20 protein-coding genes and 1 tRNA gene are annotated in these 20,649 nt (G+C 69.6%); 14 read left to right on the top strand and 7 right to left on the bottom strand.

All coding sequences use genetic code 11. The features are described 5' to 3' along the window. The first annotated feature begins 14 nt into the window (after positions 1-14). Positions 15-488 (top strand): GAF domain-containing protein, encoded by a 474-nt coding sequence (locus NS331_RS04335; RefSeq protein WP_058640780.1) that lies wholly within the window; start codon positions 15-17, stop codon positions 486-488. Positions 489-508: 20 nt separating this feature from the next. Here the strand turns inward: NS331_RS04335 and NS331_RS04330 are convergent, their stop codons facing one another. From NS331_RS04330 to NS331_RS04315, 4 genes are read right to left on the bottom strand one after another with little or no spacing between them, the layout of a single operon-like run. Continuing rightward, complete coding sequence (locus NS331_RS04330; RefSeq protein WP_058640779.1) at positions 509-1,285, bottom strand: glycosyltransferase family 2 protein; 777 nt, start codon at positions 1,283-1,285, stop codon at positions 509-511. After that, positions 1,252-2,055: a lysophospholipid acyltransferase family protein gene (locus NS331_RS04325; protein WP_058640778.1), complete on the bottom strand. Its 804-nt coding sequence runs from the start codon at positions 2,053-2,055 to the stop codon at positions 1,252-1,254. The genes NS331_RS04330 and NS331_RS04325 overlap by 34 nt, the downstream gene beginning before the upstream one ends. Positions 2,056-2,104: 49 nt before the next feature. After that, positions 2,105-3,178: a chorismate transformation FkbO/Hyg5 family protein gene (locus NS331_RS04320; RefSeq protein ID WP_153012740.1), complete on the bottom strand. Its 1,074-nt coding sequence runs from the start codon at positions 3,176-3,178 to the stop codon at positions 2,105-2,107. Next, on the bottom strand, positions 3,175-4,500 hold the full coding sequence (locus tag NS331_RS04315; RefSeq protein ID WP_058640777.1) for an NAD(P)/FAD-dependent oxidoreductase: 1,326 nt from the start codon (positions 4,498-4,500) through the stop codon (positions 3,175-3,177). The genes NS331_RS04320 and NS331_RS04315 overlap by 4 nt, the downstream gene beginning before the upstream one ends. 147 nt (positions 4,501-4,647) lie before the next feature. Between NS331_RS04315 and NS331_RS04310 the strand changes: the two genes are divergently transcribed. From NS331_RS04310 to rng, 8 genes are read left to right on the top strand one after another with little or no spacing between them, the layout of a single operon-like run. After that, positions 4,648-5,379 (top strand): YebC/PmpR family DNA-binding transcriptional regulator, encoded by a 732-nt coding sequence (locus NS331_RS04310; RefSeq protein WP_058640776.1) that lies wholly within the window; start codon positions 4,648-4,650, stop codon positions 5,377-5,379. Continuing rightward, complete coding sequence (gene purD, locus NS331_RS04305) at positions 5,379-6,674, top strand: phosphoribosylamine--glycine ligase (protein WP_058640775.1); 1,296 nt, start codon at positions 5,379-5,381, stop codon at positions 6,672-6,674. Before NS331_RS04310 ends, purD begins: the two co-directional genes overlap by 1 nt. After that, complete coding sequence (hemF, locus tag NS331_RS04300; RefSeq protein ID WP_058640774.1) at positions 6,674-7,588, top strand: oxygen-dependent coproporphyrinogen oxidase; 915 nt, start codon at positions 6,674-6,676, stop codon at positions 7,586-7,588. The genes purD and hemF overlap by 1 nt, the downstream gene beginning before the upstream one ends. Beyond that, a complete protein-coding gene (gene nadD / locus NS331_RS04295; RefSeq protein WP_058640773.1) occupies positions 7,579-8,205 on the top strand; it encodes a nicotinate (nicotinamide) nucleotide adenylyltransferase in 627 nt (208 codons plus the stop codon). Before hemF ends, nadD begins: the two co-directional genes overlap by 10 nt. Continuing rightward, on the top strand, positions 8,195-8,866 hold the full coding sequence (rsfS, locus tag NS331_RS04290; RefSeq protein ID WP_058640772.1) for a ribosome silencing factor: 672 nt from the start codon (positions 8,195-8,197) through the stop codon (positions 8,864-8,866). The genes nadD and rsfS overlap by 11 nt, the downstream gene beginning before the upstream one ends. Then, a complete protein-coding gene (rlmH, locus tag NS331_RS04285) occupies positions 8,863-9,330 on the top strand; it encodes a 23S rRNA (pseudouridine(1915)-N(3))-methyltransferase RlmH (RefSeq protein ID WP_058640771.1) in 468 nt (155 codons plus the stop codon). Before rsfS ends, rlmH begins: the two co-directional genes overlap by 4 nt. Beyond that, positions 9,323-9,940: a Maf family protein gene (locus NS331_RS04280; protein WP_058640770.1), complete on the top strand. Its 618-nt coding sequence runs from the start codon at positions 9,323-9,325 to the stop codon at positions 9,938-9,940. The genes rlmH and NS331_RS04280 overlap by 8 nt, the downstream gene beginning before the upstream one ends. An 18-nt stretch (positions 9,941-9,958) precedes the next feature. Then, positions 9,959-11,497 (top strand): ribonuclease G, encoded by a 1,539-nt coding sequence (rng, locus tag NS331_RS04275; protein ID WP_058640769.1) that lies wholly within the window; start codon positions 9,959-9,961, stop codon positions 11,495-11,497. A gap of 101 nt (positions 11,498-11,598) precedes the next feature. Here the strand turns inward: rng and NS331_RS04270 are convergent, their stop codons facing one another. Continuing rightward, the gene (locus NS331_RS04270; RefSeq protein WP_082702246.1) at positions 11,599-12,840 is read right to left on the bottom strand and encodes a sensor domain-containing phosphodiesterase; all 1,242 of its coding nucleotides are present in this window, start codon (positions 12,838-12,840) and stop codon (positions 11,599-11,601) included. 209 nt (positions 12,841-13,049) lie between these two features. Continuing rightward, entirely contained in the window at positions 13,050-14,831 is a 1,782-nt protein-coding gene (gene msbA, locus NS331_RS04265) for a lipid A export permease/ATP-binding protein MsbA (RefSeq protein ID WP_058640767.1), read from the bottom strand. Between the two features lie 174 nt (positions 14,832-15,005). Between msbA and tolB the strand changes: the two genes are divergently transcribed. The 5 genes from tolB (at position 15,006) to NS331_RS04240 (ending at position 18,598) form a co-directional block, all read left to right on the top strand. Further along, the gene (gene tolB / locus NS331_RS04260) at positions 15,006-16,319 is read left to right on the top strand and encodes a Tol-Pal system beta propeller repeat protein TolB (RefSeq protein WP_082702245.1); all 1,314 of its coding nucleotides are present in this window, start codon (positions 15,006-15,008) and stop codon (positions 16,317-16,319) included. Between the two features lie 28 nt (positions 16,320-16,347). Continuing rightward, positions 16,348-16,869 carry a peptidoglycan-associated lipoprotein Pal gene (gene pal / locus NS331_RS04255; RefSeq protein WP_058640766.1) on the top strand — a complete coding sequence of 174 codons (522 nt, stop codon included), beginning with the start codon at positions 16,348-16,350 and terminating at the stop codon, positions 16,867-16,869. After that, a complete protein-coding gene (ybgF, locus tag NS331_RS04250; RefSeq protein ID WP_058640765.1) occupies positions 16,869-17,633 on the top strand; it encodes a tol-pal system protein YbgF in 765 nt (254 codons plus the stop codon). Before pal ends, ybgF begins: the two co-directional genes overlap by 1 nt. A gap of 92 nt (positions 17,634-17,725) precedes the next feature. Continuing rightward, a complete protein-coding gene (locus NS331_RS04245; protein WP_082702253.1) occupies positions 17,726-18,478 on the top strand; it encodes a tRNA threonylcarbamoyladenosine dehydratase in 753 nt (250 codons plus the stop codon). A gap of 44 nt (positions 18,479-18,522) precedes the next feature. After that, positions 18,523-18,598 (top strand) — tRNA-Lys (locus NS331_RS04240). Between the two features lie 298 nt (positions 18,599-18,896). Here the strand turns inward: NS331_RS04240 and NS331_RS04235 are convergent. Next, positions 18,897-20,648 carry a bifunctional protein-serine/threonine kinase/phosphatase gene (locus NS331_RS04235; protein WP_058640763.1) on the bottom strand — a complete coding sequence of 584 codons (1,752 nt, stop codon included), beginning with the start codon at positions 20,646-20,648 and terminating at the stop codon, positions 18,897-18,899. Position 20,649 lies beyond the last annotated feature (1 nt).

Raw genomic sequence — 20,649 nt, 5'->3', positions numbered from 1 at the left:
GAGGATCGAGGCTGATGAACGAAATCCAGTGGTTCGTGCGTGTCTGCGAGTTGGAAGGGCTGGCGGGCGGGCTGCGTGAGTTGAACGCCCGTGTGCCTCACCGCTACACCGGCGTGTACCGCTTCGAGGGCGAATTGATGCGCAACCTCGAATTGGTCGACAAGTCCGGTGAAGTCCGTCCGGAACACCTGGCGGTCGTGCCCTTCCGGGACAGCTTCTGCCAATACGTGCTGCGCGACGGCGAGTTCCGCACCTGCGACTCCGGCCGGGACAGACGGCTGGATGGCCACGTCTACCAGGGCGTGCTCTTGAGCTACCACGGCGTGCCCGTGCTGGACGACAAGGGCGAGTTGTACGGCTCGCTGTGCCATTTCGACTCGGAGGACAAGGAGCTCAACGACACCGAGTTCGCCATGATGCAGCGGGTGGCGCGGGTGCTGCCGGCATTCCTGCGTTCCCGTTCGGCCGGCCTGCCGCCACCGGTCTGAAGGGCCGGCCGGGGCGCGGATCAAGGCTGGAACGGCGGCGCGCGGCGCAACCGGCGCCACAATAGCGCGGGCAGCCGAAGCACGAATTCGACCATCAGCCGCGTGTGCATCCAGGTGAGCAGCACGTTGTCGCGGCCATAGCGGAAGTGGGACACGCCGCCTTCCTCCACACTGAGGTACTTCACCGGTGCGTCGAGGTTGATCGGCTTGACGCCCCCCCACGCGAGGCGCACCACCGCTTCGGTGTCGAAATCGAAACGCCGCATCCATGGCTGGCGCGCCATGATCCGCAGCAGCGGTGCAATGGGGTAGACACGGAAGCCGTAAAGCGAGTCGCCGATGCCGGCGAACAGCGTCTCCACTTGCGTCCAGCCATTGGACACCCGTCGGCCCCGCACCCGCAGCAGCGGCGCGCTGGCGTCGAACACCGGCCGGCCCAGCACCATGGTGTCGGGCCGCGCCTGGGAGGCCTGCATGAAGGCCGGGATCAGGTCCGACGGATGCTGGCCGTCCGAATCCATGGTCAGCACATGCGTGAATCCTTCGGCCAGCGCCGCGCGCAGGCCGTGCATCACTGCCGCGCCTTTGCCCTGGTTCCGCGGCAGCAGCCAGACGCGCAGGCCTGGGTCGCTGGCCGCCTGCTGCTGCAGCGCCTCGCCGGTCCCATCGGTGCTGCCGTCCACCACCACCCACACGGGGCTCCAGCGGGCGCGGGCCTCGCGCACCGTGTCGAAGAGCTTCGGGCCGGTGTTGTAGCTGGGGATCAGGACCAGGTGGGTGCGCGAGGACTCTTGCATTCGGCGGCAGGCGTGCCGGGATCCTGCCCGGCCGCCAGATGTTGCTGGAAGTAGTGTTCGAGCCGCGCCGTGAGGGCGTTGCTGTCGGCCATGGGCGCGAAGCGTTCGCCCAGCCGCAGCGTGAAGATGATGGGCAGCGGCGGCACGCGCCAGATCGGCCAGCCCTTGCCGAGATAGGGCGAATCGGTGTCGATGAACACCGTCTGGATGGGGGACTGGGCCAGCCGGGCGATCAGCGTCACGCCGGGGCGGAAGGCATTGAGCCGGCCGCCGGAGGTGCGCGTGCCCTCCGGGAACACCACCAGCTGCCCGCCGTCGCGCAGGTCGTCCACCGCCAGCCGCACCATGGTGCGCGCCGAGTCGTTGCGGATGTAGCGTGCCAGCCGGGCACCCGCACCGAGGAAGACGTTCCTCATCAGCGAGGCCTTCATGATGCAGGCACTGCGCGGCAGGTGCGCCACCAGCAGCAGCGCATCGAGCATGGTCGGGTGGTTGGCGATGATGACCAGTCCGCGCTCGTCGCGCAGGGCGGCCAGGCAGCGGGCATCGATGCGCATCATTCCGCAGGCGCTGGCGACGGTCCAGAACAGGCGGTAGCCGTGGGCGATGCCGGCGCGGCCGACCCGGCGCCCCAGCCGCGGCGGCAGCACCGGGTGCAGCAGCATGGCGAGCAGGTTCCAGGCGAGCGACATCAGGCCCAGGCCGAGCAGCAGCACGTAGAGCGGCGGGGCGAGGGCGACGGCCTTGAGGCTTCTCAGGAGCAGCTTCATCGGCGGCACCCGCGCTTCTTTTGCCCGCAGGAGAAGTCGGCGCGCGGGGTCATGCCCGTTCCTCGGCCACTGAGCCGTCCGTTGCGGTCACGCCGGGCAGACCGCTCGCATGCAGGTGCGTCTCGATCTCGACCAGCAGATCGCTGCGGCAGATGTCCGCATGCAGGTACACGGCCTGGCGCATGAACCGGCTCTGCGGCCCGAGCGCCTGGGCCAGCCGGTGGCGTACCGCGGCCGCCTGCGCGGGGTGCCGGACATAAACCACCGGCTCGCTGTCCGCGAGCGAGAAGGCGACGCCGCTGCGCCGGCTTTCGGCGAACACCGCCTCCAGGTTGCGCAGCGTTTCGTCGATCTGGGCGTCGAGGTCGCCTTCGTGCACCGTGGCATGGCCCACGATGCTGGCCGTGCCGGACACGAAGAGATGGGCGGCGTCGCTGGCCGTGCGCACCACGGCCGCGCGCGAGAAGGTGGGCGCGCGCGGCCCGTAGTCGGCGGGATAGCGCCAGGCGGGCACCTGCCGCGGGTTCTCGATGGCCACGGGCACGGTGCGGCCGGCCATGAAGCGCAGCAGCAGGCCTTCGCCATGGAAGCCGAGGGCGCAAGCGGCCGGTGCGCCCTCGAAGGCCGCCTGGCCGGCGTCAATGAAGGCCTGTTGCCGGCCGGCGTTGAACTGGCGGTAGCGCTCCAGGCCGCCGCCGTCCTCGTTGATGCGCGGCAGGTAGTTCCACAGCCGCATCAGGTGCGCGTAACCGGTGTCGGCCAGGGTGGAGAACAGGTCGCGGTAGGCGCGATGGGCCAGCACCTCGAGCCCGCGGCCGTCCTCCTCGAACTCGACGGCGCCGAAGAGGTGCTGGCCGTCATGGCGCCAGCGGATGCTGCCCGTGCGGCCTTCGCGCACCCGCCCTGCGGCGGGCCAGACATCGGCATGCGCCCGATCGTCGGACAGCAACGCAGCGGCGGGAACGGGTGCCAGCCAGTCCGGCAGCGACACATCGTCGTCCGCCACGCCGTAGGCCAGGCCACCGAGAACGCGGTCAGCCGGCAGGCGCGCGGCATCGGCCCATGTGTGGCGCGCGAAACGGCCCGGCGTTCCGACGGCATCCTGCACCTGCACCACGCTCATCGGTTCTCGAGCACGTTCTCGCCCTTGAGCGGGCCCAGGTCGCGCACGTTGCGGCGCCGCCGCAGCCAGGCCTGCCAGCTGCGACGCGGATGCGCTGCCGACACGCCGTAGTACATCGTCTTGAGCACGCGCAGCGAACGCCAGATCGGCGTGCCGTCGTGGATGTCGCCGGCCAGCAGCGACATCAGCGCCTCCTTCACGCGGAAGGGGTTCTGCGGGTACATGAAGAAGTCGCGCATCGTCGGGTTGGTGACGCGGAAGATGAACCACGAGAACTCGCGCGGGCCGCGGCGCATGTAGCGCTCGAAGGCGCGGCGGGCCGCGGGCATGCGCCGCGGTTCGTCGAGTGCGGTGGCCACCAGGTCGGCGCCCCGGAAGGCGTTGTGCATGGCCAGGTACACGCCGGAGGAGAACACCGGGTCGATGAAGGTGAAGGCATCGCCCAGCATCAGGTAGCGCTCGCCCGTGCAGTGGGTGCCGCTGTACGAATAGTTGCCGGTGGCGTAGACGGCGTCGTCGACCAGTTGGGCGTCCTTGAGGCGCTCAGCCAGTTCGGGGCTCATCGCGATGGTGTCCGCGAAGAAGTCCTTGAGCGGCTTGTCGCGCGATTTGAGGTAGTAGGGCCAGCACACCGCACCCACGCTCACCGTGCCGTCGGCCAGCGGGATGTACCAGAACCAGCCGTGCTTGAACCAGAAGATGGTGATGTAGCCCTCGTACTCGCCTTCGGCCCGCCAGGCATTGCGGAAGTGGCCGAACAGCGCCGAGCTGTTGTGGCGCGGGTTCTTGACCTTGGACTTGAGCCGATTGGCCATGAAGGTGTCGCGCCCCGAGGCGTCGACCACGAAGCGCGCCCGCCACTGGCGGGTGGCGCCGTCGTCCAGCGTGGCGGTGATCGTCGCGCCCTCGGCATCCATGGCCACGTCGCGCACGCGGCAGCCTTCGAGCGCGGTGGCGCCTTCCTGCGCGGCGTGGCGGAACAGGATCTCGTCCAGGTCGGCACGGCGCACCTGCCAGGCGTGGGTGAGCTGCTTGTTCCAGCCCTCGGCGAAGCCGAGGCGCACGCTGCGGCCGTGCTCCTGCGAGACGAACTCCGCGCCCCACTTGGCCATGCCCACGCGCTCGACCTGCTCGCGCACGCCCAGCGCGTCGAACAGCGCGACGTTGGCGGGCAACAGCGATTCGCCGATGTGGAAGCGCGGATGGTGGGCCTTCTCGGCCATCACCACCCGGCGGCCCTGGCGTGCCAGCAGCGTCGCGATGGTGGCGCCGGCCGGTCCGCCGCCGATCACGAACACGTCGCAGGCTTCGGCGTGCGGCATCGTGGGGGAGGGGGATTCGGTGCTCACGGAGTTCTTCTGTGTTTTTTTAAAACGCGGAGTATGCCGTCCGCGGGAAGCGCCGGCCGGACCGGAAGGTAAAATTGCGCACCCCGTCAACGACAGACAAAGAAACGCGAGCACCAGGTCATGGCCGGACACAGCAAGTGGGCAAACATTCAACACAGAAAGGGCCGGCAGGACGAGAAGCGCGGCAAGATCTGGACGCGCGTCATCCGCGAAATCATGGTGGCCGCGCGTACCGGCGGCGGTGACCTGGCGGCCAATCCGCGCCTGCGCCTGGCGGTGGACAAGGCCAAGGCGGCCAACATGCCCGCCGACACCATCAAACGCAACATCGACAAGGCCACCGGCAACCTCGAAGGCGTGCAGTACGAAGAAATCCGTTACGAAGGTTACGGTATTGGCGGCGCCGCCATCATCGTGGACACCATGACCGACAACCGCGTGCGCACGGTGGCCGAGGTGCGCCACATGTTCGCCAAGTACGGCGGCAACATGGGCACCGAAGGCTCGGTGGCCTTCCAGTTCAAGCACTGCGGCCAGATCCTCTTCGCGCCCGGCACGGACGAGGACAAGGTTATGGAAGTGGCCCTCGAAGCCGGCGCCGACGATGTGGTGACCGACGACGACGGCGCCATCGAGGTGCTGACGGCACCGGCCGAATTCGAGGCCGTCAAGAACGCGCTGGAAGCCGCCGGCCTCAAGCCCGAACTGGCGGAAGTGACCATGCGCGCCGAGAACATGATCGACCTGGCCGGCGAGGACGGCGTCCGCATGCAGAAGCTGCTGGACATGCTCGAAGACCTGGACGACGTCCAGGAGGTGTACCACAACGCGGCGATCGCGGAGGCCTACTGATGAAGGTTCTGGTCATCGGCGGCGGCGGGCGTGAGCATGCGCTGGCCTGGCGCCTGGCGCATTCCGAGCGCATCACCCGCGTCTACGTGGCGCCGGGCAATGGCGGCACGGCGCTGGACAAGCGCTTCGTGCAGGTGCCGCACACCGACCCCGTCGCGCTGCGCGAATGGGCGCAGCAGGAAAAGATCGCGTTGACGGTGGTCGGCCCCGAAGGTCCGCTCGCGGCCGGCGTGGTCGACGAATTCCGCGACCACGGCTTGCGCATCTTCGGCCCGACCAAGGCGGCCGCGCAGCTCGAGAGCTCCAAGGCCTTCTCCAAGGCCTTCATGAAGCGCCACAAGATTCCCACCGCGGAGTACGAGACCTTCACCGACGCCACGGCCGCCCACGCCTATGTGGACGCCAAAGGCGCGCCCATCGTCATCAAGGCCGACGGCCTGGCGGCAGGCAAGGGCGTCGTCGTGGCCACGTCGCTGGCCGAGGCGCACGAGGCCATCGACTTCATGCTGCTCGACAACAAGCTGGGCATCAGCCACAACGAGGGCGGCGCGCGCGTGGTGATCGAGGAATTCCTTGCCGGCGAGGAAGCCAGCTTCATCGTGCTGTGCGACGGCAGGAACGTCGCGGCCCTGGCCACCAGCCAGGACCACAAGCGCCTGCTCGACGGCGACAACGGCCCCAACACCGGCGGCATGGGCGCCTATTCGCCCGCCCCGGTAGTCACGGCCGAGGTGCATGCGCGGGTGATGCGCGAGATCATCCTGCCCACCATCCGCGGCATGGAGCGCGACGGCATCCCATACACCGGCTTCCTCTACGCCGGCCTGATGATCGACGCCGCCGGCCATCCCAAGACGCTCGAATTCAACTGCCGCATGGGCGACCCCGAGACGCAACCGATCATGATGCGCCTCAAGTCCGACCTGTTCGACCTGCTCTGGCATGCCACCGACGGCACGCTGGACCAGGTGGAGCTGGAGTGGGACCGCCGCACCGCCCTCGGCGTGGTGCTGGCCGCCCATGGCTATCCGCTGGATCCGCGCAAGGGCGACGCCATCAGCGGCGTGCCCGCGGAGGCGCCGGACGCCGTGGTCTTCCATGCCGGCACCGCCCTGCAGGACGGCAAGCTCGTCACCAGCGGCGGCCGCGTGATGTGCGTGACCGTGCTGGCCGACAACGTCAAGCTGGCGCAACAGCGCGCCTACGAGGTGGCGGCGCAGGTGCGCTTCGACGGCGTGCAGTACCGGCGCGACATCGGCCACCGGGCCGTGCCCGCGCGCGGGCAGGGCGCCTGATGGCGCTGCGGCCGCAGGCGGTCGGCGACTGGCTGCGCGGCCTGCAGGCGCGCATCGTCGAGGCCGTCGAATCGGCCGACGGGGGCCGTGCGGTGCGCGATGCCTGGCAGAAGTCGCCGGGCGAGCCACTGCAGGGCGAGGGCCTGACCTGCATCCTCGAAGGCGGCGAGTTGTTCGAGCGGGCCGGCTGCGGCTTCTCGCAGGTGAGCGGGCCGCGCCTGCCGCCCTCGGCCACCCAGCACCGGCCCGAACTGGCGGGTGCGCCCTTCGAGGCCATGGGCGTCTCGCTGGTGTTCCACCCCCGCAATCCCTTCGTGCCGACCGTGCACATGAACGTGCGCATGATTGCCGCGCTGCCGGCCGGTGCCGAGCCGGTGTGCTGGTTCGGCGGCGGCATGGACCTGACGCCGTACTACGGCTTCGAGGAGGACGCGGTGCATTTCCACCGCAGCTGCCGCGACGCGCTCGCACCGTTCGGCGACGACAAGTACCCGCGCTTCAAGGCCTGGTGCGACGACTACTTCTGCCTGAAACACCGCGGTGAGCAGCGCGGCATCGGCGGCATCTTCTTCGACGACTTCTCCGAACTCGGCGTCGAGCGCAGCTTCGGCATGTTGCAGGCGGTGGGCGATGCCTTTCTGCCGGCCTACCTGCCCATCGTGGCGCGCCGGCGCGCCCTGCCGTGGGGCTCGCGCGAGCGCGACTTCCAGCTCTACCGCCGGGGGCGCTACGTCGAGTTCAACCTGGTGTGGGACCGGGGCACGCATTTCGGCCTGCAATCGGGCGGTCGCACGGAGTCCATCCTGCTGTCCATGCCGCCGCAGGCCAGCTGGGCCTACCGTCGCGAGGAGGCGCCGGGCACGCCCGAGGCACGGCTCTACACCGACTTCCTGCCGCGCCGCGAATGGCTGTGACACCCCGCGTGGGCCTGTTCGGCGGCGCCTTCGATCCGCCGCACAACACGCATGTGGCGCTGGTGCGCGCCGCCCTGGCCCAGCTGCGCCTGCGCGAACTGCGGGTGCTGCCGACCGGCCACGCCTGGCACAAGGCCCGTACGTTGAGCGATGCCGTTCACCGCGTGGCCATGGCCCGGCTGGCGTTCGAGTCCCTGGGTCCGGTCGTGGTCGACGCGCGCGAGACCTTGCGCAGCGGCCCGACCTACACCCTCGACACCCTGCGAGAATTGCGGGCCGAGCAGCCTGGCACCGAATTCGTGCTGATGCTCGGCACCGACCAGGCGGCGGCTTTGCCCACCTGGCACGGCTGGCGGCAGATCCTGCAGCTGGCCGTGGTGGCGGTGGCCGAACGTCTGGACGACGCCGGCCATGCCATCGCCTTCGACCCGAACAGCCTGCCGGACCTGCCGGCGGGGGCGCGCTTCGAATCCCTGCGCCTCGCGCCGGCAGACACCAGTGCCACCGACATCCGCCAGCGCGCCGCGCAGCGGCAGGATGTGGCGGCGCTGGTTCCCCCTGCCGTCGCGCGCTATATTGACCAACACCACCTCTACCGCCAGCCTGATGAGCACTGACGCCTCCGCCAAGAAAGACATCCAGAAACTCCAGCGGGCCATCGTCGATGGCCTCGAGGACGTCAAGGCCCAGGACATCCAGGTCTTCAACACGGAGCACCTGTCACCGCTGTTCGAGCGGGTGATCGTGGCCTCCGGCTCCTCGAACCGCCAGACCAAGGCCCTTGCCGCCAGCGTGCGCGAGGCCGTCAAGGAAGCCGGCTTCGGCAAGCCGCGCATCGAGGGCGAGGACAACGGCGAATGGATCATCGTGGACTGCGGCCCCGCCGTGGCCCACATCATGCAGCCCAACATCCGCGCCTACTACCACCTGGAAGAAATCTGGGGCGACAAGCCGGTGCGGGTGAAGTTCGGCGCTCCCAAGCCCTCGGCCCGCACCGCGTCCGAGCCGGATGCACCGGCCGCCAGGAAGGCGCCGCGCAAGCGTGCCGCCGGCGGCAGCGCCGAGGCCGCGGCACCGGCCGCCCGCAAGCCGGCGGCGAAGAAGTCTTCGTCCAGGCCGGCGGCACCCAAGGCGCCGGCACGCAAGACCGCGGGCGGCGCCGCCGCCAAGACCGCCCGCAAGCCCGCCACCAAGAAGGCCGCACCCAAGAAGGTGGTCGTGAACGCCCCGGCCCGCAAGGCGGCGGCCAAGAAGGCACCGGCCCGCAAGAAGGCATGAGGCTGCTGGTGGTCGCCGTCGGGCAGCGCATGCCCGACTGGGCGCAGACCGCCTGGGACGATTACGCCAAGCGCTTCCCGCCCGAGCTCAAGCTGGAGCTCAAGGCGGTCAAGACCGAGCCGCGCGGCTCCAAGTCGCTCGAGACCCTGTATGCCGCCGAGCGCGAGCGCATCGAGGCCGCCATTGCGCGCGGCATGCGCATCGTCGTGCTCGACGAGCGGGGCACGGCGCTCACGACCAAGGCCCTGGCCGCCCGCCTGTCCTTCTGGCAGGGGGAAGGCGACGACGTCGCGCTGGTGATCGGCGGGCCCGACGGGCTCGATCCCGCCTTCAAGGCGGCGGCCCATGAACGCATCCGCCTGTCCGACCTGACGCTGCCGCACGCCATGGCGCGCGTGCTGCTGGTCGAGCAGCTCTACCGTGCCTGGTCGGTCAACGCCGGCCATCCGTACCACCGTGAATAAGACCCGCGCCGACTTCCTCTACCTCGCCTCCCAGAGCCCGCGCCGTGCCCAGCTGCTCGACCTGCTGCAGGTGCCGCACCGGCCGCTGCTGGCCGATGCCGACGAGGATGCCGAATCGCTGGAAGCGCCACTGCCGCGCGAGGCCGCGGCGGCTTACGTGCAGCGGGTGACCGGCCTCAAGCTCGACGCGGCCGTGGCACGGCTCGAGCGCCGCGGGCTGCCGCCAGCACCGGTGCTGTGCGCCGACACGACCGTGGCACTGGGCGGTGCCATCCTGGGCAAGCCGGCCGATGCGGCCGATGCGCGGCGCATGCTGGCGGCGCTGTCGGGCCGCACCCACCGCGTGATGACGGCAGTCGCCGTGCAGGCCGGACGCCGGCGGCTGGCGGCGCTCAGCGTCTCGCGCGTGCGTTTCGCGCCGTTAGCGACCAGCCAGATCGCGGCCTACGTCGCGTCCGGCGAGCCCATGGGCAAGGCCGGCGCCTACGCGATCCAGGGGCTGGGGAGTGCGTTGGTCGCCCACATCGCCGGCAGCCACTCGGGCATCATGGGCCTGCCGACTTTCGAGACTGCGCAACTCCTGCGGCAGGCCGGTTGGCGCATCCCCTAAAGGTCGAAGCGCGAAGCCATGCAGGAAATCCTCATCAACTGGGCCCCTCAGGAGACCCGCGTCGCCGTCGTCGAGCACGGTGCCGTGCAGGAGCTGCACGTCGAACGCACGCTGGAGCGCGGCCTGGTCGGCAACATCTACCTGGGCAAGGTGTCGCGCGTGCTGCCCGGCATGCAGTCGGCCTTCATCGACATCGGGCTCGAGCGCACCGCCTTCCTGCACGTGGCGGACCTGGTGGCGCCGTACACGCCGGGCTCGCGCGCCGCGCCGGGTGCCGAAACGCGCCCCACCGCCGACGGCCGGCCGCCGCAGTCAGTCGTGCCCATCGAGCGCCAGGTGTTCGAAGGGCAGTCGCTGCTGGTGCAGGTGATCAAGGACCCGATCGGCACCAAGGGCGCGCGGCTGTCCACGCAGATCAGCATCGCCGGGCGCATGCTGGTCTTCCTGCCGCAGGACAACCACATCGGCGTCTCGCAGAAGATTCCGCCGGACCAGCGCGATGCGCTGCGCCAGCGCGTGCAGACGCTCGCCGATGCGGCGGTGAAGGCCGAGGCCGTGCCCGGCATGGCGCCGCGCGAGCACGGCGGTTACATCCTGCGCACCAATGGCGAGGACGCCAGCGACACCGAACTGGCCGAGGACATCGCCTACCTGCGCAAGACCTGGGCGCGCATCCACGAACGGTCGGGCAAGATGCCGCCCGTGTCGCTGCTGCACCAGGACCTGAGCCTGCTGCAGCGCGTGCTGCGCGACCTGGTGGACGACCACATCACGAGCATCCGCATCGACTCGCGCGAGCAATTCGACGCGCTGCTGCGCTTCGGCCGCGAATTCATGCCCAAGGCGGCCGAGAAGCTGACGCTCTACACCGGCGAGCGGCCCATCTTCGACCTCTTCAACATCGACGAGGACATCGTGCGCGCGCTGGGCCGTCGGGTGGATCTCAAGTCTGGCGGCTACCTGGTGATCGACCAGACCGAGGCGCTGACGACCATCGACGTCAACACCGGCGCCTACGTCGGCGCCCGCAATTTCGACGACACGGTCTTCAAGACCAACCTGGAGGCCGCGCTGGGCATCGCGCGGCAGCTTCGGCTGCGCAACCTAGGCGGCATTGTGATCGTCGATTTCATCGACATGGGCCGCGCCGACCACCGCGAGCAGGTGCTGGCCGAACTGCGCAAACAACTGGGCCGCGACCGCGTCAAGACCACGGCGAGCGGCTTCTCGCAGCTGGGCCTGGTGGAGATGACGCGCAAGCGCACCCGCGAATCGCTGGCCCACATGCTGTGCGAGCCCTGCGTCGCCTGTGGCGGCCAGGGCATCGTGAAGACGGCACGCACCGTCGCCTACGAAGTGCTGCGCGAGATCCTGCGCGAGGCGCGCCAGTTCACGCCGCGCGAGTTCCGCATCGTCTCGTCGCCGGCGGTGATCGAGCTGTTCCTTGACGAGGAGAGCCAGCACCTGGCCGGGCTGTCGGACTTCATCGGCAAGCCGATCTCGCTGCAGGCCGAATCGGCGATGGGGCAGGGGCAGTACGACATCGTGCTGCTCTGAGCGGGTTCGCAGGGTCGCGCAGCAGGCGATGCGCGGCCCCGCGGAGCCGGCTTCGCCGGACCACCGGGTGCGCCCCTGGAAGGAGATGGGGGTGTTTCTTCTCAGGCCTGCGGATTGAAGGCCAGGGCGTCCTTCAGGCCCAGCGGCCGGGCCAGAAAGTAGCCCTGGGCACAGTCCACGTCCAGGTTCCGAAGCATCTCCAGTTCGGCCTGCGATTCGACACCCTCGGCAATGACCAGGCTGTGGATCTCGTGGGCGAAGCTGGTCAGGCCCTTGGCCAGCGCGCGGCGCTTGCTGTCGTCGTGGATGTTGCGCGTCAGGCTCATGTCGAGCTTGATGATCTCGGGCGCGAGGTTGAGGATGTGGCGCATGCTGGCGTAGCCGGCGCCGGCGTCGTCCACCGCCAGGCAGCAGCCCAGCGCACGCAGCGGCGCCAGGGCGGTGGCCAGTGCGACGTAGTCCTGCACGATGGCGTGCTCGGTGATCTCCAGCGTGATGCGGGACGGCGTTGCCACGGCTTCCAGCAGGGGCTGCAGCTTGCCCGACAGGATGAGTGCGGGCGAGCAGTTCACGCTCAGCGAGCAGTGGCCCTGGAAGGCGTTGAGGCTCTCGAGCGCCTTTTCGATGGCCCGCAACTCCAGTTCGATGCCCACGCCCGCCTCCTCGGCGATGCGGAACCACTGGTCCGGCGGACGGTTCGGCGCGACGTCGAATCGTGAAAGGCATTCGAAGCCGCGCACGGCCCGCTCGGCGATGCTGTAGACGGGCTGGTAGACGATGCGCGGTGCACCGGCCGCGATGGCATCGCGCACCTCGCGCGCCACGTTCTGGCGCTCACGCTGCGCCGCGGTGCGCTCTTCGACGCGCAGGCCGACCACTTCCGCAAAGGCGTGCATCAGGCGCATCTCCCGCTCGCCGAGTGCGGGATTGGGCAGATAGCTGAAGCAGCACAGGGTGCCGTAGATGCGGCCGTCGGGCAGACGCACCGGCACGCTCAGATGGGAGCCGATGGGCACGCTGTCGGTCTGCGGAATGGTTCGGGCGGCTTCCACCTGGGAGGTGTCCGGGATGCATTCGGGCAGTTCGCCGCGCACCACCTTCAGGCAATAACCCTCGTTGAGCGACAGCCGCTGCTGTTGCTGGATCGGCGCCCCGGGGCCCGCATCCACGTACTCGAACACCCGGTCCTCGGTTTCGAAGCGCGAGACGAACGCCACATCCATGCCCAGATGGCGGCGTACGGCCGCCAGGACGCCATGAATGCCCGCAGGACCGGCGTCATCGTCTAGCGTGCCGCAATGATCGTCATGGGCACCGGCAGGTGCCGCTTGCGTGGACTGCATTGCCTAATCCTTCGTCGCTGACTGTCGGAAGACGTGGCGCGTTCCACCACGTCATGGTGCAGGTTAACATTCTGTTAAGTTTTTAAAACTCGTACATGACCTGACTCAAGAGGACGCGTATTGGCCTTTCCGCGCGTAGGACGTGGCTTGCGCGGCATGTCGCGTCGAGGTACGAGGGGGCCACCGGGCCCCGCTGCATTCCGTCTCGTTCAGCCCGCGGCAGCGGCGGCGGACGAGGAAGGCGCGCGTGGCGCCTGCAGGCGGGCGTAGAGCCCGTCGAGGGCCATCAGCTGGGCATGGCTGCCCTGTTCCACGATGCGGCCGCGGTCCATCACCACGATGCGGTCCGCATGCTGGATGGTGGACAGGCGGTGCGCCACGATCAGCGTGGTGCGGCCCTCCATCAGGCGCTGCAGCGCCTCCTGCACCAGGCGCTCGGATTCGGTGTCGAGCGCGGACGTGGCCTCGTCCAGCAGCAGCACGGGCGCATCGCGGTACAGCGCCCGGGCAATGGCCAGCCGCTGCCGCTGGCCGCCCGACAGCTCCGTCGCGTTGTGGCCGAGCAGGGTGTCGATGCCCTGGGGCAGGCGTGCCACGTGCGGCGCCAGGTTGGCGGCCTCCACGCAGCGCAGGACCCGGTCCCGGTCCACCGCGTCGGCGCCCAGGGCCACGTTGGCGGCCAGCGTGTCGTTGAGCATCACCACGTCCTGGCTCACCAGCGCAAACTGGCGGCGCAGGCTGTGCAGCCGCCAGTCGGCGACGTCGTGACCATCCAGCGTGACCCGGCCGGCAGTGGGCTGAACGAAGCGCGGCAGCAGGTTGACCAGCGTGGTCTTGCCCGAGCCCGAGGGCCCCACCAGCGCCACCACCTCGCCGGGCGCGATGTGCAGGTCGATGTCCTCCAGCGCCATGCCCGCGTCCTCCCGGTAGCGCACCTGCACGCCATGCAGTTCGACGCGGCCCTGCGCGCGCGCCATCTCGAAGCGGCCATCGGTTTCCACCGGCGTGCCGTCCATCAGCCCCAGTCCGCGCTCCAGCGCCGCCAGGCCGCGGGTGATGGGATTGGCCATGTCCGCCAGGCGGCGGATGGGCGCGATGATCATCAGCATGGCCGTGATGTAGGCGACGAAGCCGCCCACGGTCAGGCCCTGGTCGCCGCTCTGCCAGAGGGCGATCATCACCACCACCGACAGCGCGACGGCCGCGAAGAGCTGCGTCAGCGGCGTCATGGCGGCCGAGGCGATGGTCGACTTGACCGCCAGCCGGTTCAGGCTGTGGCTGAGCCGGTCGAAGCGGCCGGACTGGCCGGCCTGGGCACCGTGAAGCCGGACCATGCGGTGCGCGAGCACGTTCTCCTCGACCACGTAGGCCAGGTCGTCGGTGGCCTGCTGGCCCATCAGCGTCAGTCGGTAGAGCCGGCGCGAGAGCGCCTTCATGATCCACGACACGCCGGGCACCAGCACCGCCACGACCAGCGTGAGCTTCCAGTTGAGGTAGACCAGGTAGAAGAGCAGGGCGACGACGGTGAAGCCGTCGCGCGAAATGCTCAGCAGCGCCTGCACCAGCAGCATGGCGCCGGTCTGCACCTCGTAGACGATGGTGTTGGACAGGGCGCTGGCCGACTGCCGTGCGAAGAGGCCGAGCTCCGCTGCGAGCAGCCGTTCGAACAGCACGCCCCGCATGCGCTGCATGCCCTCGTTGGCAATGCGCGCCAGCGCGTACTGCGACACGAACTGCGCCACGCCGCGCACCGCGAAGAGCCCGATGATGGCCGTCGGCACCGTCCACAGTGCGAGCTGCCCGCGGGCGAAGCCGCGGTCCAGCAGCGGCTTGAGCAGGGCCGGCATGAGGGGCTCGGTGATGGCCGCCAGCACGGACATACCCACGGCCAGCACCCACCAGCGACGGGACCCGCCGAACCAGGTCATGAGCCTGGCGAGCCGGCGGGTCAGGGGGGCCCGGGCGGCCGCATCGGCGGGAGAACTCGACATGGCGGCGGATTCTACGGGCGGGGTCGCACCGCCCCGGGACATGTAGGACGTGAGCGACTTCGGCTGGCAAGCCCGGGTTTGCGCGGAGGGCCGAGGTGTAACATCGCCGGCTTCGCGCCCCGGGCGACCTGTCCTCGAACTGAAACTTTCCAGGCGTAAATTCCTCCGAGCTGCATGAATAAACCGTCGACGTCGCAGTCCTTCTTCGATCTCCCGACCCTTGGCCGCCGCACGCTGATCACGGCCTTTGCCGCGGCCCCGATGCTTCCGGCCTTTGCCCAGTTCCGCGTCGAGGTGTCCGGCGTGGGACTGACCCAGCTGCCCATCGCCCTCGTGCCCTTCCGCGGCGAGGAGAGCTCGCCGCAGAAGCTCTCCACCATCGTGCAGGCCGACCTCGAGCGCAGCGGCCAGTTCCGCGGCGTCGATCCCTCCGGCCAGTCGCTCGACGAGAGCAGCCGGCCCGACCTCGCGCTGTGGCGCCAGCGCACCGCCGATTCGCTGGTGGCCGGCAGCGTCAGCCGGCTGGCAGATGGCCGCTACGACGTGCGATTCCGCCTGTGGGACGTGGTGCGCGGTCAGGACCTCGGCGGCCAGAGCTACACGGTGCCCGAAGCCGACCTGCGCCTCGCGGCCCACCGCATCGCCGACTACGTCTACGAGAAGCTCACGGGCGAGAAGGGCGTGTTCTCCACGCGCATCGCCTACGTGACGCGGGCCAGCGGCCGCTACACCCTGTGGGTGGCCGATGCCGACGGCGAAAACGCACAGGCGGCACTCGCGAGTCCTGAGCCCATCATCTCGCCGGTGTGGTCGCCCAACGGCGGCGAACTCGCCTACGTGTCCTTCGAGTCGCGCAAGCCGGTGGTCTACGTGCACACGGTGGCTTCGGGCCAGCGCCGCCTGGTGGCCAACTTCCGTGGCTCCAACAGCGCCCCGGCCTGGGCGCCGGACGGCCGCACGCTGGCCGTCACGCTCAGCCGCGACGGTGGCTCGCAGCTCTACACCATCCCGTCGACGGGCGGCGAGCCGCGCCGCCTGACGAGCAGCAGCAGCATCGACACCGAGCCGACGTACACGGCCGACGGCAGCACCATCTATTTCGTGAGCGACCGAGGCGGCGCACCGCAGATCTACAAGATGCCCGCGAGCGGCGGTGCGCCGGTGCGGGTGACCTTCTCGGGTTCCTACAACATTTCGCCGGCCATCAGTCCCGACGGACGGTGGTTGGCCTACATCTCGCGGGTCGGCGGCGCCTTCAAGCTCCACGTGATGGAACTCGCCACCGGCAACGCCACTGCCATCACCGACACGGCAGCGGACGAGAGCCCCAGCTTCGCGCCGAATGGCAAGCTGCTCGTCTATTCCACACAGATCCAGGGTAGAGAAGCGCTGATGACGACCACGTTGGACGGCAAGATCAAGGCGCGGTTGGCGGGGAAGGCGGGGGACATCCGGGAACCGGATTGGGGCCCCTTCCAGAAGCAATGATTTTTTGTCCGCACTGAGGAGTGTTCGTATGTTGAAGAAATCGATTTTTGCCCTGGCCTTCGTCGCGTTGGTGGCGGGCTGTTCGTCGGGCACCAAGCTCAACGAGGCGCCGGTGAGCAACGCCGGCATGGGCGGCACGGGTTCCGGTGCCGGCGGCGCTGCCAGCGGCGTGGCCCCCGTGACCATCGATCCCAACGCCCAGACCCGCCAGGGTCCGGTCGGCGTGGCCCGCATCGTCTACTTCGACTTCGACAGCTACACGGTCAAGCCCGAATTCCAGCAACTGCTCGACGCGCACGCCCGCTTCCTGAAGGCCAACCCGTCGCGCCGCATCTCCATCGAAGGCCACACCGACGACCGTGGCGGCAGCGAGTACAACCTGGCCCTGGGCCAGAAGCGTTCCGAAGCCGTGCGCCGCGCGCTGACGCTGCTGGGCGTGAACGACAGCCAGATCGAGGCCGTCAGCTTCGGCAAGGAAAAGCCGGCCGTCCAGGGCACCAGCGAAGACGCACGCGCCCAGAACCGCCGCGCCGAGATCGTGTACCGCTGATGCAGCGCCTGCAGCACCTCGTCCGCCCGGCGGCCCTTGCGGCCGCTTTTCTGTGCCTGTCGGCCGGGGCGAATGCGGCGCTGTTCGAGGACGACGAGGCTCGCCGCGCCATCCTCGACCTGCGCCAGCGTGTGGAGACCATCCGCCAACAGTCGGAAAACACCACGCAGCGGCTCGCCGACGAGAACGGCCAGTTGCGCCGCAGCCTGGTCGACCTGCAGCAGCAGATCGACGCGCTGCGTGGCGACCTGGCCCGCATGACCGGACAGAACGAGCAGCTGACCCGAACGCTGAGCGACCTGCAGCAGCGCCAGACCACCATCGACGACAAGCTCAAGCAGAGCGAGCCGCAGCAGGTGTCGGTGGATGGCAAGGACTTCACGGCCGATCCGCGCGAGAAGGCGGACTTCGAGGCGGCGCTGGGTGTGTTCCGTGCCGGCCAGTTCGCGCAGGCGCAGACCGCCTTCGCCGACTTCGTCAAGCGCTACCCGCGCAGCGGCTACAACCCCTCCGCGCTGTTCTGGCTGGGCAATGCGCAGTACGCCACGCGCAACTACACCGAGGCCATCGCCAACTTCCGCTCCATGCTGTCGCTGGCGCCGGACCATGCCAAGGCGCCCGAAGCCGTGCTGTCCATCGCCAACTGCCAGATCGAGCTGAAAGACGCGCGTGCGGCACGCCGCACGCTGGAAGACCTGGTCAAGGCCTATCCGCAGTCCGAAGCGGCCACCGCGGCGCGCGAGCGACTGTCCCGCCTGCGTTGACCGCGCCATCCGTCCCGGCCGCTGCCGACGGCGGCGAAGGGGCCGCGGCCCCCGCCGTCGGCCAAGCAGACCTGGCGCGCCGCTTCGGCGGCATGGATCGCCTGTATGGCATCGGCGGTGCGGATGCCGTGCGCCGCGCGCACGTTGTCGTGGTCGGCATTGGCGGCGTCGGCTCATGGACGGCCGAGGCTCTGGCGCGCAGCGGTGTTGGAACGCTCACGCTGGTCGACCTGGACCACGTGGCCGAGTCCAACATCAACCGGCAGATCCATGCGCTGGACGCAACTGTCGGCCAGGCCAAGGTGCTGGCCATGCAGGCACGCATCGCGCAGATCAATGCGGCCTGCCGCGTGATTCCGGTGGACGACTTCGTCACGCCCGACAACTGGCTCGCCGTGCTTGCACAGGCCGAAGCCGCCGCCGGCTCCGTGAGCGCCGTCATCGATGCCTGCGACCAGATGGCGGCCAAGACGGCCATGGCGGCCTGGGCCCTGGCACGCCGGCGCTCGGTCGGGTTCGTGACCGTCGGCGCCGCGGGTGGCAAGCGGCATGCGCACAAGGTCGAGGTCGACGACGTGGCCCGTGCCACGCACGATCCGCTCATGGCGCAGCTGCGCCAGCGCCTTCGCAAGCATCACGGCGCGCCGAAGGACGGCAAGCCGATCGGGCTGAACTGCGTTTTCAGCAGGGAGCCCGTGGCGCCGCCCGATGCATCCTGCGCGATGGACGGCGACGGCTCGCTCAACTGCCACGGCTACGGGTCGATGGTGAGCGTCACGGCGACCTTCGGACTGTGCGCGGCAGGTTGGGTCATCGACCAGATTTCACAAAAATCCACGCTATAATCGCTGGCTTTGCTGCACACGGTGCGCTGGCATCGGTGTGAAGCGGGACGTTAGCTCAGTTGGTAGAGCAGCGGACTTTTAATCCGTTTGTCGTGGGTTCGACCCCCGCACGTCCCACCAGTATTCGACAAAGGCCTGCGGTGCGTTTTGCGCATCGCGGGCCTTTTGTCTTTTGGGCCGGGCCTAGCCGAATCGATTGACCAGATAAACCAGGCCCAGTGCCAGCCCGGCGAGCGAGGCGAGGAAGAGGGCGAGCTTGGCGGAAGTGGCTGCAGCGGCGGCGCGTGTGGCTTTGGCGGTCATGAATGGGGACGGGGGCACCAAAAGGGAATCGGTGCCGACCTTAACCTGTGGTGCGTCAACATTCGCCTTTGGCCCCTTCGTCTTTTTTGAGGATGTTGGGCTGCTGCCGGTGTGCTCACGGCGTCCCGAGGACGAGGCGGCCAAGAAGCACCACCACCGCCACGCCGAGGACCAGTGCTACGCCTTGCCAGAAGCGCACCGGGTCGCGCTCCGCCATCGGCACGGTGCGCTGTCGGTGGAAGGCGGCGCCGGGGGCACGCAGATCGTGCAGGAATTCGGACACCGCTTCCTGGCGCCTCCGCGGCTCCGGCGACAGGGCTTTCTGGAGCACGGCGTCCAGCCATGCGGGCAACTCGGGCCGGTGGTGGCGCAGCGGCACGTAGCGCAGGCGCCGCAGGTCCTGCGGGGTGCGCACGCGGCTGGCGTCCAGGCCGTAGGGCAGCTGGCCGCAGAGCATCTGGTAGGTGAGGGCGGCGAGGGAGAACAGTTCGGTGCGCACGCTGCCGCCCTGGCCGAGCAGGTACTCGGGCGCCGTGTACTGCAGCGTGCCGGGCACCGCTGGCAATGCCATGTCGCCCGCCTCGGCCAGGCCAGCGACGTGGGCACTGCCCAGGTCGATCAACCGCGCGTTGCCCTGGCGGTCGATCAGCACGTTGTGCGGCCGCAGGTCCTGGTGAAGCATCTCGCGGCCGTGCAGGGCCTGCAGGCCGCGGCCCACCTGCTCGACGAGGCTGCGCACGGTGTCGAGGTCGGGGCGCGGATGGTCCACCATCCATTGCGCCAGCGTCTGGCCTTCGATGTACGCCAGGGCCACGAACAGGTGCCGCCGCGGCCGCTCACCGCGCCAGGCCTGGACCACGTGTGCGCTGTCGACGCGCCGCGCGATCCATTCCTCGCGGGCGAAGCGGTCCAGGGCGTCCGCATCGTCGCGCAGGTCCACCGCCGGCACCTTGAGGACCCAGGGCAGGCCGGTGGCGTCGTCGGTGGCCAGGTAGACGTGGCTGCGGGCGCTGAACTGCAGCTCGCGCACCAGCGTGAAGCCTTCGAAGGCCATGCCGGGCGCCAGGGGCGGCGGCAGTGCCAGGCCGTCGCGGCTGAGCGATGGCAGCGGGGCGTCGGCATCGGGCAGGGCGTCGATGCGCAGCAGCAGCACGGTGGCGTCGTCGTTGCTGCCGCGTGCGTGGGCATCGGCGGTGAGGGCGGCGGCCGCGGCGTCGAGGTCGTCGCCAGCCTGCGCCAGGTGGCGGTGCACCGCGTCCGCATCCAGATGGCCATAGGCGCCGTCGGTGGCCAGCAGGTAGAGCTCGCCAGGCTCGGCCTCCCAGTGGCGGTAGTCGATCTCCACCTGCGCGCCGGCACCCAGTGCGCGCGACAGGTAGGACTCGCCGGCGCAGACGTGCAGCCGGTGGTCCTCGCTCAACGGCTCGAGTGCGTGCGGATGCACGCGGTAGAGCCGGGCATCGCCCACGTGCAGCAGGTGCAGCGTGCGTCCCTTGAGCACCAGCGCGCTGAAGGTGCAGACATGGCCGCGGTCCTTGTCGAAGCGGGCATCGCCGCGCAGGGTCTGCGCATGCAGCCACGCGTTGGTGGCGCCGATGACGCGCTGGCCGGCGCGGCGCACCGACCAGGCTTCGGAGGTGGCGTAATAGTCGCTGAGGAAGGCGCCGACGGCCGTCTGCGCCGCCTCCTGGCTGACCGGGCTGCTGCTGATGCCGTCGGCGATGGCCACCGCGATGCCCTTGCTGGCCAGGAGGTGGCCCGTGGGCAGCATGGCGCCATGGAAGTCCTGGTTGGCGCCGCCGCCCGGCGCGGCGCGCGAATGCTGGCCGAGCGTGACGGCCAGGGCGGGCGCAGGCGGGCGGGTCACG

The organism is Pseudacidovorax intermedius (assembly GCF_001476815.1).
GTDB classification, from domain to species: Bacteria; Pseudomonadota; Gammaproteobacteria; order Burkholderiales; family Burkholderiaceae_C; genus Xenophilus; species Xenophilus intermedius_A.
Note: the sequence above shows the minus strand (reverse complement) of the source record. Positions and strands in the feature narration are given on the sequence as shown.

Excerpts from the sequence above, each read along its gene's own strand:
- NS331_RS04335 (WP_058640780.1), top strand. The coding sequence starts at position 15 with ATGAACGAAATCCAGTGGTTCGTGCGTGTCTGCGAGTTGGAAGGGCTG.
- NS331_RS04330 (WP_058640779.1), bottom strand. The coding sequence starts at position 1,285 with ATGCAAGAGTCCTCGCGCACCCACCTGGTCCTGATCCCCAGCTACAAC.
- NS331_RS04325 (WP_058640778.1), bottom strand. The coding sequence starts at position 2,055 with ATGAAGCTGCTCCTGAGAAGCCTCAAGGCCGTCGCCCTCGCCCCGCCG.
- NS331_RS04320 (WP_153012740.1), bottom strand. The coding sequence starts at position 3,178 with ATGAGCGTGGTGCAGGTGCAGGATGCCGTCGGAACGCCGGGCCGTTTC.
- NS331_RS04315 (WP_058640777.1), bottom strand. The coding sequence starts at position 4,500 with ATGCCGCACGCCGAAGCCTGCGACGTGTTCGTGATCGGCGGCGGACCG.
- NS331_RS04310 (WP_058640776.1), top strand. The coding sequence starts at position 4,648 with ATGGCCGGACACAGCAAGTGGGCAAACATTCAACACAGAAAGGGCCGG.
- purD (WP_058640775.1), top strand. The coding sequence starts at position 5,379 with ATGAAGGTTCTGGTCATCGGCGGCGGCGGGCGTGAGCATGCGCTGGCC.
- hemF (WP_058640774.1), top strand. The coding sequence starts at position 6,674 with ATGGCGCTGCGGCCGCAGGCGGTCGGCGACTGGCTGCGCGGCCTGCAG.
- nadD (WP_058640773.1), top strand. The coding sequence starts at position 7,579 with ATGGCTGTGACACCCCGCGTGGGCCTGTTCGGCGGCGCCTTCGATCCG.
- rsfS (WP_058640772.1), top strand. The coding sequence starts at position 8,195 with ATGAGCACTGACGCCTCCGCCAAGAAAGACATCCAGAAACTCCAGCGG.
- rlmH (WP_058640771.1), top strand. The coding sequence starts at position 8,863 with ATGAGGCTGCTGGTGGTCGCCGTCGGGCAGCGCATGCCCGACTGGGCG.
- rng (WP_058640769.1), top strand. The coding sequence starts at position 9,959 with ATGCAGGAAATCCTCATCAACTGGGCCCCTCAGGAGACCCGCGTCGCC.
- NS331_RS04270 (WP_082702246.1), bottom strand. The coding sequence starts at position 12,840 with ATGCAGTCCACGCAAGCGGCACCTGCCGGTGCCCATGACGATCATTGC.
- msbA (WP_058640767.1), bottom strand. The coding sequence starts at position 14,831 with ATGTCGAGTTCTCCCGCCGATGCGGCCGCCCGGGCCCCCCTGACCCGC.
- tolB (WP_082702245.1), top strand. The coding sequence starts at position 15,006 with ATGAATAAACCGTCGACGTCGCAGTCCTTCTTCGATCTCCCGACCCTT.
- pal (WP_058640766.1), top strand. The coding sequence starts at position 16,348 with ATGTTGAAGAAATCGATTTTTGCCCTGGCCTTCGTCGCGTTGGTGGCG.
- ybgF (WP_058640765.1), top strand. The coding sequence starts at position 16,869 with ATGCAGCGCCTGCAGCACCTCGTCCGCCCGGCGGCCCTTGCGGCCGCT.
- NS331_RS04245 (WP_082702253.1), top strand. The coding sequence starts at position 17,726 with ATGGATCGCCTGTATGGCATCGGCGGTGCGGATGCCGTGCGCCGCGCG.